The organism is Streptomyces katrae (assembly GCF_000717655.1).
GTDB classification, from domain to species: domain Bacteria; phylum Actinomycetota; class Actinomycetes; order Streptomycetales; family Streptomycetaceae; genus Streptomyces; species Streptomyces katrae_B.
Genome location: NZ_JNZY01000072.1, coordinates 1 through 16,180 on the forward strand (window position 1 = coordinate 1; position 16,180 = coordinate 16,180).

The 16,180-nt window shown below is 72.6% G+C and carries 14 protein-coding genes and 1 pseudogene; 8 read left to right on the forward strand and 7 right to left on the reverse strand.

Features of this window, described 5'->3' with window-relative positions; all coding sequences use genetic code 11:
* Window positions 1-1,323 (reverse strand): AMP-binding protein (locus IF09_RS0138545; RefSeq protein ID WP_030304078.1); only part of this gene is annotated, 1,323 nt, incomplete at its 3' end.
* An 86-nt stretch (window positions 1,324-1,409) separates the two neighbouring features.
* On the opposite strand from IF09_RS0138545, the gene IF09_RS0138550 reads away from it, so the two are divergent.
* The 3 genes from IF09_RS0138550 to IF09_RS0138560 all read left to right on the forward strand — a co-directional run bounded on the left by IF09_RS0138550 (window position 1,410) and on the right by IF09_RS0138560 (window position 3,866).
* Window positions 1,410-2,561 (forward strand): lipid-transfer protein, encoded by a 1,152-nt coding sequence (locus tag IF09_RS0138550; RefSeq protein ID WP_030304082.1) that lies wholly within the window; start codon window positions 1,410-1,412, stop codon window positions 2,559-2,561.
* Between the two features lie 103 nt (window positions 2,562-2,664).
* Window positions 2,665-3,090 carry a Zn-ribbon domain-containing OB-fold protein gene (locus tag IF09_RS0138555; protein WP_030304085.1) on the forward strand — a complete coding sequence of 142 codons (426 nt, stop codon included), beginning with the start codon at window positions 2,665-2,667 and terminating at the stop codon, window positions 3,088-3,090.
* Window positions 3,087-3,866: an enoyl-CoA hydratase/isomerase family protein gene (locus IF09_RS0138560; RefSeq protein ID WP_030304086.1), complete on the forward strand. Its 780-nt coding sequence runs from the start codon at window positions 3,087-3,089 to the stop codon at window positions 3,864-3,866. Before IF09_RS0138555 ends, IF09_RS0138560 begins: the two co-directional genes overlap by 4 nt.
* A 49-nt stretch (window positions 3,867-3,915) precedes the next feature.
* Here IF09_RS0138560 and IF09_RS0138565 read toward each other — a convergent pair whose 3' ends face one another.
* On the reverse strand, window positions 3,916-4,401 hold the full coding sequence (locus tag IF09_RS0138565) for a hypothetical protein (protein WP_030304088.1): 486 nt from the start codon (window positions 4,399-4,401) through the stop codon (window positions 3,916-3,918).
* Window positions 4,402-4,654: 253 nt separating this feature from the next.
* Between IF09_RS0138565 and IF09_RS0138570 the strand changes: the two genes are divergently transcribed.
* Genes IF09_RS0138570 through IF09_RS0138580 form a run of 3 tightly spaced genes read left to right on the forward strand, consistent with a single transcriptional unit; the run spans window position 4,655 to window position 7,013 of the window.
* Window positions 4,655-5,962 (forward strand): hypothetical protein, encoded by a 1,308-nt coding sequence (locus IF09_RS0138570; RefSeq protein WP_037637178.1) that lies wholly within the window; start codon window positions 4,655-4,657, stop codon window positions 5,960-5,962.
* Between the two features lie 38 nt (window positions 5,963-6,000).
* Window positions 6,001-6,498, forward strand: coding sequence for a hypothetical protein (locus IF09_RS0138575; RefSeq protein WP_030304091.1), 498 nt, complete (start codon window positions 6,001-6,003; stop codon window positions 6,496-6,498).
* 2 nt (window positions 6,499-6,500) lie between these two features.
* Window positions 6,501-7,013: a hypothetical protein gene (locus tag IF09_RS0138580; RefSeq protein WP_030304093.1), complete on the forward strand. Its 513-nt coding sequence runs from the start codon at window positions 6,501-6,503 to the stop codon at window positions 7,011-7,013.
* Between the two features lie 137 nt (window positions 7,014-7,150).
* On the opposite strand, the gene IF09_RS0138585 is transcribed toward IF09_RS0138580, so the two are convergent.
* The 3 genes and pseudogenes from IF09_RS0138585 to IF09_RS0138595 all read right to left on the reverse strand — a co-directional run bounded on the left by IF09_RS0138585 (window position 7,151) and on the right by IF09_RS0138595 (window position 11,185).
* A complete protein-coding gene (locus IF09_RS0138585) occupies window positions 7,151-7,645 on the reverse strand; it encodes a peptidylprolyl isomerase (protein ID WP_030304095.1) in 495 nt (164 codons plus the stop codon).
* Window positions 7,646-7,701: 56 nt separating this feature from the next.
* A pseudogene (locus IF09_RS41345) lies at window positions 7,702-10,100 on the reverse strand (serine/threonine-protein kinase).
* A 284-nt stretch (window positions 10,101-10,384) separates the two neighbouring features.
* Complete coding sequence (locus IF09_RS0138595) at window positions 10,385-11,185, reverse strand: VOC family protein (protein ID WP_030304097.1); 801 nt, start codon at window positions 11,183-11,185, stop codon at window positions 10,385-10,387.
* Window positions 11,186-11,543: 358 nt separating this feature from the next.
* On the opposite strand from IF09_RS0138595, the gene IF09_RS0138600 reads away from it, so the two are divergent.
* Window positions 11,544-12,191 carry a TetR family transcriptional regulator gene (locus tag IF09_RS0138600; protein ID WP_030304099.1) on the forward strand — a complete coding sequence of 216 codons (648 nt, stop codon included), beginning with the start codon at window positions 11,544-11,546 and terminating at the stop codon, window positions 12,189-12,191.
* 45 nt (window positions 12,192-12,236) lie between these two features.
* Here the strand turns inward: IF09_RS0138600 and IF09_RS0138605 are convergent, their stop codons facing one another.
* Together IF09_RS0138605 and IF09_RS0138610 are read right to left on the reverse strand one after the other, a co-directional pair.
* The gene (locus IF09_RS0138605) at window positions 12,237-12,716 is read right to left on the reverse strand and encodes a nitroreductase family deazaflavin-dependent oxidoreductase (protein WP_030304101.1); all 480 of its coding nucleotides are present in this window, start codon (window positions 12,714-12,716) and stop codon (window positions 12,237-12,239) included.
* Window positions 12,716-13,915 (reverse strand): acyl-CoA dehydrogenase family protein, encoded by a 1,200-nt coding sequence (locus tag IF09_RS0138610; RefSeq protein ID WP_030304103.1) that lies wholly within the window; start codon window positions 13,913-13,915, stop codon window positions 12,716-12,718. Before IF09_RS0138610 ends, IF09_RS0138605 begins: the two co-directional genes overlap by 1 nt.
* Before the next feature lie 167 nt (window positions 13,916-14,082).
* On the opposite strand from IF09_RS0138610, the gene IF09_RS0138615 reads away from it, so the two are divergent.
* Window positions 14,083-15,276, forward strand: a complete 1,194-nt coding sequence (locus IF09_RS0138615; RefSeq protein WP_030304104.1) for a thiolase C-terminal domain-containing protein — start codon at window positions 14,083-14,085, stop codon at window positions 15,274-15,276.
* Window positions 15,277-16,180 lie beyond the last annotated feature (904 nt).

Genomic DNA, 16,180 nt, shown 5'->3' on the forward strand with positions numbered 1-16,180 from the left:
CATGTCCTTGATCCGGTCGGTGATGCGCAGGTTGCCGTCGGTGTCGAGGACCCCGACGTCGCCGGTGCGCAGCCAGCCGTCCGGGGTGACGGCCGCGGCTGTCTCGGCCGGGTCCTCGAAGTAGCCCTGCATGACGTGGTGGCCGCGGACCCACACCTCGCCCGCCGTCCCGGCGATCTGGGCGTATCCGTGCTGGTCGGCGATCTTCACCTGGGTGTCCGGGATGGCCCGCCCCGAGGTCGAGGCGATGACCTCGGCCGGGTCGCCGCGGCGGCACATCGTGACGATGCCGCTGGCCTCGGAGAGCCCGTACGCGGTGAGCACGGTGGAGATGTGCAGTTCGCCGCGCAGCCGCTCGACGAGCTGGAGCGGGACGACGGCGGCGCCGGTGACGACCAGGCGGAGGGCGGAGAGGTCGTGGTGGTCGCGCTGGGGGTGGTCGAGGAGGGACTGGTGGAGGGTGGGCGGGCCGGGGAGTACGGAGATCCGCTCGGCGGCGATGTTGGCGAGGACGGTGTCCACGTTGAAGACGGGCTGCGGGACCATCGTGGCCCCGCGCATGAGGCAGGCGATGATGCCGGCCTTGTAGCCGAAGGTGTGGAAGAAGGGGTTCACGATCAGGTAGCGGTCGCCCTCGCGCAGGCCGGCGAGCTCGCTCCAGACGGCGTAGCAGCGCAGGGACTGGGCGTGGGTGATGACGGCGCCCTTGGGGCTGCCGGTGGTGCCGGAGGTGAAGATGATGTCGGAGGGGGCCTCGGGGCGGATCGACTCGGCGCGCTCGCGCACGGTCCCGGCGCCGACGCCGTCCCCGCCGGCCAGGAAGTCCTTCCAGGTCCGGAAGTCCTGGGGTGCGTCCTCGGCGAGGACGACGACCTGTTCGAGGTGCGGCAGCCCGGGCAGCGGGCCGCGGCTGCCGTCCCCTTCGGAGGCGGCCCGGCGCAGGGAGGCGACGTACGAGGTGCCGAGGAAGGTGCCGGTGACGAACAGGAGCCTGGCCCGGCTGCGCCGCAGGACGTACGTGGCCTCCGAGCCCTTGAAACGGGTGTTGAGGGGGACGAGGACGGCGCCCGCCGAGACGGCGCCGAGTGCGGAGACGATCCACTCCAGGGTGTTGGGGGCCCAGACGGCAACGCGGTCCCCCGGCTCGATACCGGCGGCGATGGCCGCGGCCGCGGCGCGCTCCACGCGCTCGCCGAGCTGCGCGTAGCTGATGCGGACGCGCCCGTCGACGACGGCCTCGCGGTCGGCGTACTGCCCGGCCGCGGCGCACACCAGTCCCGCGATGCTGCCCCAGCGCAGATCCCCCCGGACGTCTTCGCTCATCGCACACCCCTCCCAGTAGCTGACTATCCGTCAGATTAGCTGTAGCCTTCGCGGCTGTCAGTACTGGTGCAGCCCCGGAGGTGGCGATGGCGGCAACACTCAAGGACGCTACGGCGATAGTCGGGATCGGCCAGAGCGCCTTTGCCAAACGGCTCCCCCAGTCCGAGAAGGAATTGGCCTGCCGGGCGATCCTCGCCGCACTCGCGGACGCCGGAATAGAGCCCTCCGAAGTCGATGCCTTCTCCTCGTACACGATGGAGGAGACCGACGAGGTCGAGGTGGCGAAAGCCATCGGCGCCGGCGACGTCACCTTCTTCTCCAAGATCGGTTACGGCGGCGGCGGTTCCTGCGCCACCGTCGGCCACCTCGCGGCCGCCGTCGCGACCGGGCAGGCGGGCGTCGGCGTCGCCTGGCGCTCGCGCAAACGCGGCTCCGGCCCGCGCCCCTGGAAGAACACCGCCGTCCAGCTGCCCACCCCCGGCCAGTGGACCCGCCCCTTCGGGCTGCTGCGGCCCGCCGACGAGATCGGCATGCTGGCCCGCCGCTACATGCACGAGTACGGCGCCACCCGCGACCACCTCTTCAACGTGGCCATGGCCTGCCGCAACCGGGCCAACGAGAACCCGGCCGCGATGATGTACGAACGCCCGCTGACCCGCGAGATGTACATGACCTCCCGCATGATCAGCGACCCGCTGTGTCTCTTCGACAACTGCCTGGAGACCGACGGGGCGCTGGCCTGCGTGATCGTTTCCGCCGAGCGGGCCCGCGACTGCCGCCAGAAGCCCGTGTACGTCCACTCCGTCGCCCAGGGGCTGCCCGCCCAGCACCACGGCATGGTCAACTACTGGAACGACGACCCGCTGTGCGGCCCCGCCTGGACCGCCGCCCGGCACCTGTGGAAGCAGGCCGACTTCGGGCCGCAGGACGTGGACGTGGCCCAGATCTATGACGCCTTCACCCCGCTGATCCCGCTGTCCCTGGAGGGCTACGGCTTCTGCGGGCGCGGCGAGGGCGCCGCGTTCACCGAGGGCGGGGCCCTGGAGATCGGCGGCCGGCTGCCGATCAACACCGGGGGCGGCGGCCTGTCCGAGGCGTACGTGCACGGCTTCAACCTGATCAACGAGGGCGTCAAGCAGCTGCGGGGCGTCTCCACCGCCCAGGTGCCGGACGCCGCGACCTGCCTGGTGACAGCGGGCGAGGGTGTCCCGACGTCCGCGATCCTGCTGCGAGCCTGAGGAGCGAGCGACCATGACGACGACCCCGGCACCGGCGACGCCTCCGGCCACGGACCCCGCCCCTTCCCCTCCCCCCGCGCCTGCCCCGACCCCCGCCGACCAGCTGCTCCTGCCCGTCCCCGACGAGGACGGAGCCCCCTTCTGGGAGTACGCCGCCCAGGGCGAACTCCGCGTCCAGGCCTGCACCGCGTGCGGCCGGCTCCGCTTCCCGCCCCGACCCTGCTGCCCGCACTGCCAGTCGTTCGACTCCGCGTGGCTGCCGATGAGCGGCCGCGGCCGCATCTGGTCCTACGTACGGCCCCACCCGCCGCTGCTCCCCGCGTACGCCGCGCAGGCCCCGTACAACGTGGTCCTCGTGGAGCTCGCCGACGCCCCGCACATCCGCCTCGCCGGAAATCTGGTCGCCTCCCCCGACGCCCCGCTGAACTCGGTGGACCCTGGCCGGCTGCGCATCGGCGCCCGGGTGCAGGTGGTGTTCACCGAGACGGGCGGGATGACCGTGCCGCGCTGGGTACTGGAGAAGTCGTGACGGTACGGGTGGAGCGGGACGAAGCGGGCGGGGTCGCGGTCGTCACTCTGGACCGGGAGCAGAAGCACAATGCGATCGACCTGGCGACGGCCGCCGAACTGGCCGGGGTGTGGCGGGAGTTCCGTCACGCGCAGGATGTCCGCGCGGTGGTGCTGACGGGGGCCGGCCCGGCGGCGTTCTGCACGGGCATCGACCGCGGCGTCTCCGTACCGCAGCCCGCCTCCCCCTACTCGGTCGACGACCCGCTGCTGTCCGTCGGCCCGAAGGCGAACGACCTGTGGAAGCCGGTGGTCGCCGCCGTCAACGGCATGGCGTGCGGCGGGGCCTTCTACCTGCTGGGCGAGTCGGAGTTCATCGTCTCCTCCCGGAGCGCGACGTACTTCGACCCGCACACGACGTACGGGATGGTCAGCGCGTACGAGGCCGTGTACATGGCGCAGCGGATGCCGTTCGGGGAGGCCGCCCGGATGTCGCTGATGGGGACGGCCGAGCGGCTCTCCGCCCAGCGGGCGTACGAGATCGGCCTGGTCTCGGAGCTGACGGCGCCCGAGGAGCTGCTCCCGGCGGCGCTGCGGGCGGCGCAGACCCTGGCCGGGTATCCGACGGAGGCGGTGCAGGGCACCGTACGGGCCCTGTGGTCGGCGAAGCAGGCGGCGCTGCAGCAGGCACTGGCCCAGGCCCCGGCGCTGATCTCGCTGGGGAACCTCCCCCCGGAGCGGCAGGCGGACCTGTTCGCCGGCCGCCGGGCGGCCGCCCCGGAACCGCGGGTGCGCTGAGCGGCGCCGGCGGCCCCGGCCGGGCCGGCCGCGTCGGTCGCGCCGGCGGCTAGTCGATCCGGCCGACGACGCAGGTCTTCACGTCCGCGGCCTTGTCGTCGTGGACCATCGGGGCGGTGACGGTCTGGGTCTCGCGGGCCTTGAGCGTGACGCGGACGGAGGTCCGGTCGACGACGCCGTTCGCGCCCTCGAAGGTCAGCGGGACGTCGACCGTGCGTTGCCCGTCCACGTCGGAGGTCACCCTGAGGACGGCCTTCGGGCTGCCGGGTCCGGCGCAGTCGACGACCTGGGCGTGCGCGGGCGGGCCGGCGCTCCTGCTGGGCGACGGCGTCGACTTCCCGCCGCCGTTGCTGTTGTTGTTGCTGTTGTTGCTGTTGTAGCTGCTCTTCTTCTTCGAGCTGGAGCACCCGCCGCCGCTGCCCTTGCTCTTGCTCTTCCCGCCGTGCCCGCCGTGTCCGCCGGACGAGAAGCCCGTGAGCGCGAAGACGACGGCGACCAGTACCGCGGTGAACCTGATACGACGTCCAGCCACCATGGCCCGATCCCCTCCCCTGACGACGGCGGGCCACGCTACCACCGCCGTGCGCGCCGGGACACGGGGCTGCAGGGCGTACCACGTGCAGGAAACGTGAGGGCCCACCCGGCGCTTGGCCTGTCCACAGTTGCCATGCATATGATCAAAGCTGGCCAACGGGGAGGCGCACCATGTCCGGTTCCTTGCGGCGCAGTCGAAGGTGAAGACGCTGTAGAAGCTGTGAGGGGATCCGGTGCTGACCTACTACGAAGTCATGACCACGGACCTGGGCCTGCTGACGACGGCCGCCGCCAAATGGGAGGAGATGGCGGGAGAGCTGAAGAAGGTCGAGACCCGCTACGCCGACTCCGTGCAGAAGATCACGCTCGGCGGTGAGACCTGGAACGGTGTCAGCCAGCAGACCGCCCGTACGAACTTCGCGGCGACCCGCTACGAGTACACCGCCGCCCAGGCCCAGGCCAAGGCGATCGGGAGCCTGCTGCGCGACGCGCACGAGAAGTTCACCGACCTGAAGAAGAAGCTGGAGAGCGCGCGCGACGACGCGATAGCCGCCGGCATGACCGTCTCCGAGCAGGGACGCGTCGCGTTCGACTACGCGAAGCTCACGCCCGCCGAGCGCAGCGCCTACCACCACGACCCCGACGGCCAGAAGACGATCGGCGAAGCCGTCGGCAAGTGGCAGCAGCACATCGACGACCGGGTGAAGGCCGTCTCCGAGCTCGACCAGAACGTCAAGACCGCCCTCAGCGTCGCCGTCATCGACAGCAACCGGGACGCCTTGGGCAAGGGCGACGACGAATCGCTCACCGGGTTCAACCGCTACGCCGAGGGCGACCTGGACAAGGCCCCCAAGAAGCTCCCCGATTCCCCGTTCAGGCCCAAGGGGGACGACGGCTTCACCTTCACCGGACCCGACGCCGGCATGAAGCTCAGCGGCACCAAGTACGGCAAGGAGGGGTCGATCAAGCTCTACGCCGACCTCGCCCACATGACGTACCAAGGTGAGTACAAGAACGGGTCGCTCACGCTCTCCGGGCTCGACGACATATACGTGGGGGCCAGGGCCACGGCGAACTACGGCTTCACCGACAAGGGCCTCACCGCCAAGGCGGAGGCGTCCGTGGGCATCCGGGCCATGCTGGAGGGGCGCGCCGAATACGGTTACGTCGGCGGCTACGGGCGCTTCGAGGGATTCGCCGGCGCAGAGGCCTCCGCCAGCACCACGCTGAGCAAAAAGGGCTGGAACGGCAACTTCAAGGCGTTCGCCGGCGAGAAGGCCAGCGTCGCCGCGGGCACGGAGGTCGCCGGGCTCGGCGCCGGCGCCACGGCCGAGGCCTGGGAGGGCGTGGGCGCGGAATTCAAATGGGACTTCGGCAAGGGGGAGGACGGCAAGTACCACTTCGGCGGCAAGGGGGGCCTCGCCCTCGGGGGCGGCGGCGCCGTGGGCGCCGAGTTCACGGTCGACCTGGGCAAGGTCAAGGACGCCGCGGGCGACGCTGCAGACTGGGTGGGTGACACGGCCGGCTCCGCCAAGGACGAAGTCACCAGCTGGTTCGACTGACCGACTGATGTACTCCCCCTGTGGAAGGAGGGCCTGAAATGCCCACGACCCTGCCGGTGCCGATCGAGTTCAGCCTGCCCGACGGCTGGAAACCCGCCCCTCCGGACGAAGTGGGCGCTCTGGGCGTGGCGTTCATCGCGCTGCACGAGCGGCCGGATGCCGGGTTCACCGCCAACATCACCATCGACGGCGACTTCCGGCCGGACGGGGCGACACTGGCCGACATGGCCGAGGAGTCGGTGGACCGCGTGCGCCAGGCCGCCGAGTCGGTGGTGGTGACCAGCCGCCGCGAGCTCGGCTCCGAGGCCTCGCCGGGCCTGGCCCAGCGGCTGACCCTGTCGGCCGTCGCGGGCGGCGTGCGCCGCGACCTCGTCCAGTCCCACGTCTACCTGGCCGTGCTGGACCTCGAGGACCCGCACCGGCGTGCGGTGATCCGGCTGATCCTGACCTCGACCGCGGCGCAGGAGGACGGCGTCGTGGGCGACTTCCAGGAGTTCCTGCGCACGGTCAGCCTCGACACCGGGGCAGGGGCCTAGCGATGGGCCGCCTCTGGGACAGGTACATGGGCACGGTGCGGGCCGACGCGGGTGCCTCCGCGATCCCCACCATGGAGCTGCGGGCCGCGCTGCTGGCGCTGAACGGCACGGGCCTGGTGTTCAGCGTGCGCGAGGCGGGCGCCGGGGGCGCCGATCTGGTGGCGGACTGGAAGGTCATGGAGCCCGCCACCGGGACGGGCCTGAGCCGTCGGCAGGTGGAGCGGACCTTCAAGGTGTGGATGCGCCTGCTCCCCTCAGAGCACGAGGTACGGGCCATGGACGAGCAGTGGGCGGTGACCCGGGCCGGCAGCCCGCCCGGCCGGACCGTCCAGCGCGAGCACGGCCGCGGCCCGATCCGCCACGTGCAGAAGCAGTGGACCTTCGAGCGCGACGCCGAAGGCCGCCGCCGGAAGGTCGAGTCGTTCAGCCTGAACACCGCCAGGGACCTGAAGGACCCGCTGCGCAAGACGGTCCTCGGCGCGGGCTGGTCCTGGCACGGAGTACGCAAACTCTGATGCATGCCTGCGCCGACTCTGAGGCGGATGCGCGCCGGCCCTGACGCGTGGCTGCGCCGGCACGGACATGGCGGCGGCCCCGGCCCCCGGTGAGGGGGCGGGGCCGACCAGCCGGTACGGCGGTGGTGCGGGGTGGATCAGGCCTCGACGACGCCCGAGGCCGCGACCTCGATCTTGCCGCGAGTGGCGCCCGAGGGGGTGCCGAGCTTCTCGACCTGGTCCACGATGTCCTGGCCCTCGACGACCTCGCCGAAGACGACGTGCTTGCCGTCCAGCCACGGGGTGGCGACGGTGGTGATGAAGAACTGCGACCCGTTGGTGTTGCGGCCGGCGTTCGCCATCGACAGCAGGTACGGGCGGTCGTGCTTCAGCTGGAAGTTCTCGTCGGCGAACTTCTCGCCGAAGATGCTCTTGCCGCCGGTGCCGTTCTGGTTGGTGAAGTCGCCGCCCTGCAGCATGAACTGCGGGATGACGCGGTGGAACGGCGAGCCCGCGTAGCCGAACCCGTGCTGGCCGGTGGCCAGCTCGCGGAAGTTCTGGGCGGTCTTCGGAACGACCTCGTCGAAGAGGTTGAAGACGATGCGGCCGGCGGGCTGGCCGTCGATGTTGATGTCGAAGTAAACGTTGCTCATGGGGTCCATCCTGTCACTCCCGGTGCTGCGCGCGACCCGGAGGGCCCCGAAACCCCTCACCCGGCCGTACGGGTCCCCGTTCCCTTGGCGGCGTCCAGGGCGTACACGCAGCGGTCCTTGCTGCACGCGTAGACCACGCCCGCCTCGGCCACCGGGGCGCCCGTGATCTCCCCTCCCGTGGCCAGCTTCCAGCGCAGCTGGCCGCCCGCCGCGTCCAGGGTGTACAGGCAGTGGTCGGCGGAGCCGAAGTGCACGCGCCCGTCCGCGACAGCCGGCGGGCCGGTGATCTCGCCGCCCGCGGCGAACCGCCACTTCGGGGTGCCGGTGACCGCGTCGAGGGTGTACAGCGCGCTGCCCGCGCCCAGGTGGACGTTGCCGTTCGCGACCAGCACCGGGTCCGAGGAGGGCCGCGGCTCGGTGGCGATGCGCCAGCGGTCGGTGCCGGTGGCCGCGTCCAGGGCGTAGACGGTGCCCAGGTAGTCGGCGAGGTAGACCCCGCCGCCCGTGACCGCCGCGCCGGGTGCGAAGGCCGGGGCGGCCAGGAAGACGGCGGGGGCCTCGAAGTGCCAGCGGACCCGGCCCGAGGCCCGGTCCACGGACAGCACGCGGGTGCCGGCGGCGATGTAGACGTTGCCGTCCGGGGCCGGGGTGACCCGGACCGGGACGTTGCCGCAGGAGGCCGCGTCGCCGACCGGGTACGACCAGGCCTCGCGGCCGCTGCGGGCGTCCAGGGCGCGCAGCCGCGCGTCCTGCCACACGTACGCCGTGCCCTCGTGCAGGACGGGGGCCGCCTCGGGGGTCTCGAAGTCGCTCTGGGCGCCGGTCAGCTCCCACAGCTTCTGGCCGCTGGACGCCTCCCAGGCCTGTACGCCGCCCCCGCGCGTGGATGTGAGGACCGTGCCCCGGTCGGCGCGCAGGGCGTACACCCAGGCGTCGGTGTTCAGGCGCCAGCGCTCGGAGCCGTCGGAGGCGTCGAGCGCGTAGAGGGAGGGGCCGTCGGAGGCGTGGATGCGGCCGTCCGCGACGGCCATGGACCAGGCGACGTCGCGGGTCTTGAACTGGCGCCGGCCGCTGGCCACGTCCAGGGCGTGCACCTCGAAGGAGGTCACGTAGAGCAGGTCTCCGGCGACGGTCGGGGTCCCCCAGACCTCGTTCGACATGCGGAAGCGCCACGGGCGCCAGCGGCCGCTGTCCGGGGCCGGGCCGGGCGACGGCACCACGGCCGACGCGGCGGAGGAGGCCGGGCCCGAGCGGTGCGGGGCGACCACGACACCGCCCGGCGGGCGGACGCGTGCGCGGCGGGCGCCGAGGCGCTCGCGCGCGGCCCGGGCCCGATCGGCACCGGGGAGCCCCCGAGGCGGACCGGCTCGCCGGAGGGCGCCGGGGACGGCGCGGGGGACGTCGGCCTCGGCGGGTGCTGAGGGCGCTGCGGGAGGGCCTGGCCGGTCCGCGGGTCGACCCACGCGTCGGCGTCGCCGCGCGGCTCCCGGCGGTGCGTGCCGGCCTCGGCGGCCCGCCCGGCAGGGCGGCCGGGCGCCGGGACGGGCGCGGCCGCCGTACGCTGCCCCGCCCGCCGGGCCTCGATCATCGCGACGGCCCGGCCCGGCAGCCACGCCGAGGCGGTACCGCTGTCGTCGCCGCCGTCGAAGAGGTGCGGGGCGAGCTGCGCCTGCAGGTCGGCCGGGGTCGGGCGGTGGGTGGCGTCCATCTGCATGCAGGAGTCGATCAGCGGCCGCAGCTCGTCCGGGAGCCCCTCCAGGTTGGGCTCGTCGCGCAGCAGCATGAACACCGTCTCCACCGGGTTGGCCCCGTGGTACGGCGGATGCCCGGTCGCGGCGAAGACCAGGGTCGACCCGAGCGAGAAGACGTCGCTGGCGCCCTTGACGCTGCGCGAGTCCTTCGCCTGCTCGGGCGACATGTACGCGGGTGTGCCGACGGCGACGTTCGTCATGGTCAGGCGGGTGTTCGAGACGCCGCTCGCGATGCCGAAGTCGATCACGCGCGGGCCGTCCTCGACGACGAGCACGTTGGACGGCTTCAGGTCGCGGTGGACGAGGCCGGCGCCGTGGATGGACTGCAGGGCCTCGGCGATGCCGGCGGCGAGCCACCGTACGGCCTGGGCGGGCATCGGCCCGCACTCGTTGACGATCTCTTCCAGGGAGGGCGCCGGGACGTACGCGGTCGCCAGCCACGGCACGGCGGCCCGCGGATCGGCGTCGACCACGGCCGCGGTGTAGAACCCGGACACGGCGCGCGCCGCCTCCACCTCACGGGTGAAGCGGACCCGGAACAGCTGGTCCTCGGCGAGCTCGGTGCGCACCGTCTTGATCGCCACCCGGCGTCCGGATGCCGACCGCGCGAGATAGACCAGCCCCATGCCGCCGGCGCCGAGCCGTCCCAGCACCTCGAAGGGGCCGATCCGTCTCGGGTCGTGCTGCGTCAGCTGCTCCACCACTCGCCTCACAATCCCCGTACGGGCCCTTGCCGGGCCCGTTTCCTCCTGCACGCGCGCCGGCACGGCGGTCGGCCCCGTGCAGCGTCTCACTCCGGGCGCCGCCCGGGGTCGCGCAACCCCGATTCTGTCAGGCCCGCGCCGGAGCCGTGTCGTCACAGTCCGGGCGGGGCGGCCCGACGTACGGCGGACGGACGACGGACGGCAGACGTACGGGCGCTCCGCGTACGACACGGGGGCGGCCCGGCCGCCCGGCGGTCCCGTACGGCGGTCCCGTACGGGGGCTGCTACTCCATCGCCCCGGAACGGGTCTCCGAGAGCAGCGCGAACACCGCGCCCTGGTTGTCGGCGACGACCGCGATCCGCCCGTACGGCGTGTCGAAGGGGTCGGCGGTGACGCGGCCGCCGAGCCGCTTCACCGTCGCGACGGACTCGTCGCAGTCCGGGACGGCGAAGTACACGAGGAAGTGCGCCGGCATGATCTCCGGGAACGCGTCCGTGATCAGGCTGCGCCCCATCACGGCGGTCTCCGCGCCGGGCCGGCTGCCGGGCGGGGACCACAGGCGGTACTCGACGCCCGTGCCCGCGTCGTCCTGGTCCTCGGGGACGTAGCCGAAGACGTTGGCGTAGAACACGTCGACCGCGTCGCGGGCCCGCGTGTAGAGCTCGCTCCAGCAGTACGTGTACGGCTCCTGCCGGGCCTCGAAGCCGTCGTGGGTGCCGGGCTGCCACAGGCCGAAGACGGCCCCGCCGGGGTCGGCGGCGAGCGCGGCGGCGCCGTACGGGCCCACCGGCTGGGGGTCCATGACCATCTGGCCGCCGGAGGCGCGGATGCGGGCGGCGCAGGCGTAGGCGTCGGAGGTGTGGAGGTAGATCCCCCAGACGGTGGGCATGCGGCCGTCGGGTTTGGGGGCGAGGGCGGCGACGTTGCGGCCGCGGCTGTAGGCCTGGGTGTAGCCGCCGTACTCGGGGCCGGCGCTGCCGGCGAAGGTCCACCCGAAGAGCTCGCCGTAGAAGCGCTTGCCCGCCTCGACGTCCGGAAGCGAGGCGTCCACCCAGCAGGGTGTGCCCTCCGCGAATGCGGCCATGGCCCGTTTCCTTCCGTCGTGCCCTTGCCCCGTGCCCCTCATCCATGATCTGCCCGAAAACTTGTCCACAGCCTGTTGACAAGACTAATCGGGGGATACCGAGAGGAAGCGGGCGGGTCACCCGGACGGGCGTCCGCCCGGATTTCGCACCGGATCCGCCCCGGATCCGCCCGCCACGCACCCGGAACCGGCACCTCCCCGCAGCCCCGCCCGCCCGGATTCCGGGCGGGCGGGGCTGCGACCGGAAACCGTCCCCCGGGAGGGCCCGGGGTGCGGGCTTCACCCAGGCCAGGTGTCGCGTAACCCCATTTGCAGGCGGCCGAATCGCGCGCAGATCACCCCTCGGTAAGCTGACGGCATGACAGGACAAGTACGCACCGTCGACGGCCGCGTTGCCGGCCGGCGCGGTCAGGCGACGCGGCAGAAGCTGCTCGACTGCCTCAGCGAGATGCTCAGCTCCTCGCCGTACCGCGACGTCAAGGTGATCGACGTCGCGCGCAAGGCCGGCACCTCCCCCGCGACCTTCTACCAGTACTTCCCGGACGTCGAGGGCGCCGTCCTGGAGATCGCCGAGCAAATGGCCACGGAGGGCGCGCAGTTGACGGCGCTCGTCGAGGGCCGCAACTGGGTCGGCAAGGCCGGCTGGCAGACCGCCGAGGAACTCGTCGAGGGATTCCTGGACTTCTGGCGGCGCAACGACGCGATCCTGCGGGTCGTCGACCTCGGAGCGGCCGAGGGCGACAAGCGCTTCTACAAGATCCGCATGAAGATCCTGAACTCCGTCACCAACTCCCTCACGGAGTCGATGAAGGAACTCCAGGCCAAGGGCAAGGTCGACAAGGACCTCAGCCCGGCGGCGATGGCGGGTTCACTGGTCGCGATGCTGGCCGCGGTGGCCTCGCACCAGAAGGGCTTCCAGACCTGGGGCGTCAAGCAGGCCGAGCTCAAGCCGAACCTGGCACTGCTCGTCCACCTGGGCATCACGGGCAAGAAGCCGACCAAGTAACGGCGGACCCTCCCCGGGGTCCGCCGCCCTCCCCCCCGCCTGCGATCAGCGACGCTCCAGACGGAACAGCCGGATCTCGCGCTCGATGCGCGCCTGGTACGTCGCGTACGGCGGCCAGAACCTCAGTACGGCCTGCCACGCCGCCGCGCGCTCCTCGCCCTCAAGCAGCCGGGCCCGTACGGCGATGTCCTGGCCCTTCCAACTCACTTCCGCATCAGGGTTCTTGAGCAGGTTCCCGGTCCACGCCGGGTGCCCGGGGCGGCCGAAGTTGGAGCCGATGAGGAGCCAGCCGGCCCCTCCCTCCTCCGGCATGCAGGCGAGCGGCGTGGTGCGCGGTTCGCCCGTCTTCGCGCCCTTGGCGGTCAGGATCACGCCGGGCAGCATCTGGGCGCTGAGCATGACCTTGCCGCGGGTCAGCTTGTGCACGGCCTTGTCCATGGCGGGGATGAAGTGCGGTGCGATCTTGGCGAACAGCGTGGTCGAGGAGACCTTCTGCATCAGCTTGACGCCGGCTGCCCTTGCCATCAGACGGCCACCTTCTCTTGTGGGGTGGTGAACAGGCCGGCGCGGTGGGCGGCGTGCGCGCGCAGCCGGTGGACCGGGCCGAACAGCAGCTCGTCGGCCGCAGCCCGCTTGAAGTACAGGTGTGCGTCGTGCTCCCACGTGAAGCCGATGCCGCCGTGCAGCTGGATCGCCTCGCCGGACGTCACCCGCAGGGCCTCCAGGGCCTGGGCGAGGGCGAGGCCGCCCTGCCGGGGATCCCAGGCGGCGTAGTAGGCCGCCGAACGGGCGGCCTGGACGTGCACGTAGAGGTCGGCGAGGCGGTGCTTGACCGCCTGGAACGAGCCGACGGGCCGGCCGAACTGCTCGCGCTGGCGTACGTACTCCACCGTGCGGGCCAGTGCCTGCCCGGCCGCGCCGACCGCCTCGGCGGCGAGGACGGCGGCAGCGGTGCGCCCGGTGGCGGCGAGCGCGGCGAGGACGCCGTCGTCGGTGGTGTTGTCGCCGTCGGCGCCGAGCAACTCGGCCGGGCTGTCGCGCAGTTGGATGTGGGACTGCGGCCGGGTCTCGTCCAGGGTGACCTGCCGCGACCGGACGAGCCCGGGGGCGTCCTCCCGTACGAGGAACAGCAGGGTCCGGCTCCGGGCGAACCCGCCGGTGTGCGCGGCGACCAGCAGCAGGGAGGCACTGTGCCCGTCGAGCACCTGCGCAACCTCCCCGTACAGCCGCCAGCCGCCGTCCTCGCCGGCCTTGGCCTGGACCCCTCCGGCCCGGCCCCCGCCGGCCCACTCCCCGGGGGCGTTGTCGCCGGTCAGGGCGAGGGCGGTGGACAGCGCCGGACCGGGGACGGCGAGGGCCGCGGTGAGCCCGCCGACGGCGAGCGGCGGGAGCAGCGCGGAGCGCTGGGCCGTGGTGCCGAGGGCGGTGATCAGCGGTACGGCGAGCCCGGCGGTGGCCAGCAGCGGCGAGGGCAGCAGCGCCCGCCCGGTCTCCTCGCAGGCCAGGGCCAGATCGGCGGGGGCGCAGCCGACGCCCCCGTACTCCTCGGCGACGGCGATGCCCGGCAGGCCGAGCTGCGCGGAGAGCTGCTGCCACAGCTCGCGGTCGTGTCCGGCGGCGGTGCGGACGGCGGCTTTGACCTCGTCCGGGCCGCAGCGTTTGCCCAGGATCTCGCGCAGGGTACGGCGCATCTCGTCCTGCTCCGCGGTGAAGGCGGCATCCATCGTCGGGCTCCTCCCCGTATCTGACGGGCCGTCATGTTAGGGCGGGCGGCGGCAGATGCACAGGGGGCGGGGAGGCCGGGTGTCGAAGGGGGACCGGAAGGAGATCGGAGCGGGACCGGATTGCGTGCACTAGAAACTGACGATACGTCAGATGTACGGTCGGGTGCATGCCTGGACCCACGCCTGAACCTCGCAACGGACGCCGCCGGGTCGCCGTCGTCGGCGTCGCCCTCTCGGACTGCGGCCGGGTGGACGGCCCCACCCCGTACGCCCTGCACGCGCAGGCCGCCCGGCGGGCACTGGCCGACTCCGGCCTGGACCGCTCCGTCGTCGACGGCTTCGCCTCGGCCGGCCTCGGCATCCTCGCGCCGGTCGAGGTGGCCGAGTACCTGGGGCTGCGCCCCACCTGGGTCGACTCCACCTCGGTGGGCGGCTCGACCTGGGAGGTCATGGCGGCGCACGCGGCGGACGCGATAGCGGCCGGCCACGCCAACGCCGTGCTCCTGGTCTACGGCTCGACGGCGCGGGCCGACATCAAGGCCCGGCGGCGCACCTCGAACCTCTCGTTCGGGACGCGGGGGCCGCTGCAGTTCGAGGTCCCGTACGGACACACGCTGATCTCCAAGTACGCGATGGCGGCGCGCCGCCACATGCACGAGTACGGGACGACGCTCGAGCAGCTCGCCTCGGTGGCCGTCCAGGCCCGGGCGAACGCGGCGACCAACCCGGACGCGATGTTCCGCGACCCGATCACGGTGGACGACGTCCTGTCCGGCGAGATGATCGCGGACCCCTTCACGAAGCTGCACTGCTGCATCCGCTCGGACGGCGGCTGCGCGGTGCTGCTGGCGGCGGAGGACTACGTGCCGGACACCGCCAAGTCCCCGGTGTGGATCCTGGGCACGGGCACGTCCGTATCCCACACCACGATGTCGGAGTGGGAGGACTTCACCGTCTCCCCGGCGGCGGTCTCGGGTCGCATGGCGTTCGAGCGGGCGGGGGTGACTCCGGCGGATGTCGACCTCGCGGAGATCTACGACGCCTTCACGTACATGACCCTGGTCACCCTCGAGGACCTCGGCTTCTGCGCGAAGGGAGAGGGCGGAGCCTTCGTGGAGAAGGGCCGCCTCCTACGGGACGGGGAACTGCCGGTCAACACCGACGGCGGCGGCCTCTCGGCCTGCCACCCGGGCATGCGCGGCCTGTTCCTGCTGGTCGAAGCGGTCCGCCAACTCCGCGGCGAGGCCGGCCCGGCCCGCCAGGTCACGAAGCGCAACGGCAACCTCCCGGAGGTGGCCCTGGCATCGGGCACGGGCGGCTGGTTCTGCTCGTCGGGGACGGTGATCCTGGGGCGGGGGTGAGCGGGTGTGCCCGCTCGGGGCCGGGGTGTGGCACGGGACGCCGGGCGGCGGGGGCGCGTACTCGGCGGCGGGAATGCCGGTCGTGACGTCAAGTGGCCGGGGTACACACCCGGCGGCGGAAGGCGGGACGGGACGCAGAGCACCCGGGGGCCACACACCCGGCGGCGGGAAAGCCGGCGGAACGTGCGGGCGGCGGGGGCCGTGCACTCGGCGCCGGTAAGGCCGGCCGGGGCCTGAAGGGCGGGGTCTGTGTGAGCGGTGTCGGAGGTGTGTCCGGGGGCGTCCCGTCAGTCCACTGTCCTTCCGTGTCGTGCCGGTCCCTCAAGGGCGCTCCTCCTTCGTCGTCGCGTCGCTTCGCGCCCCTGTCCATCCGCACCCCACGCCCCGGGACCACCGAGTCTGGCCAGCGACGGGGCCGCGGGGAGGGGAACGCCCCCGTGAAGGGCCCATAGGGAGCACTTTCCGGACCCAGGAAGGTCAACCCGCACCAGACAGCGGCCAGATGCCCCTGCCGGTAGGAGCGGGCCCGCAGGCGCCCCAGATCGCTACGCGCTCCTCACCTCCGGCGTCCGGCGGCCGTCTGGGGCTGGACATAAGCCGCCCAGACGCCTCCGGGGACGGGATTTCGCGCGTCTGCACGCAGTTGGGAGCGAAAAGCGGGCCAGACGGAGCCTGACGCCGGATTTCTCAACCTCTCACTCCGACAAGCACCCATTCACGCCTCAACCGGGCGCCAAAACGGTACAAACAACCCGCAGTCGCATCCCAGGCCGGCTCCTGCCGGTCGTGGGCGGCCTATGCCCAACCCCAGACGGCCGCCGGACGCCGCGCAGAGAGGAGCGCGTAGCGAATTGCTGCGTCCGCGGGCCCACTCCTACCGACATGCGCATCTGGCCGCTGTCTC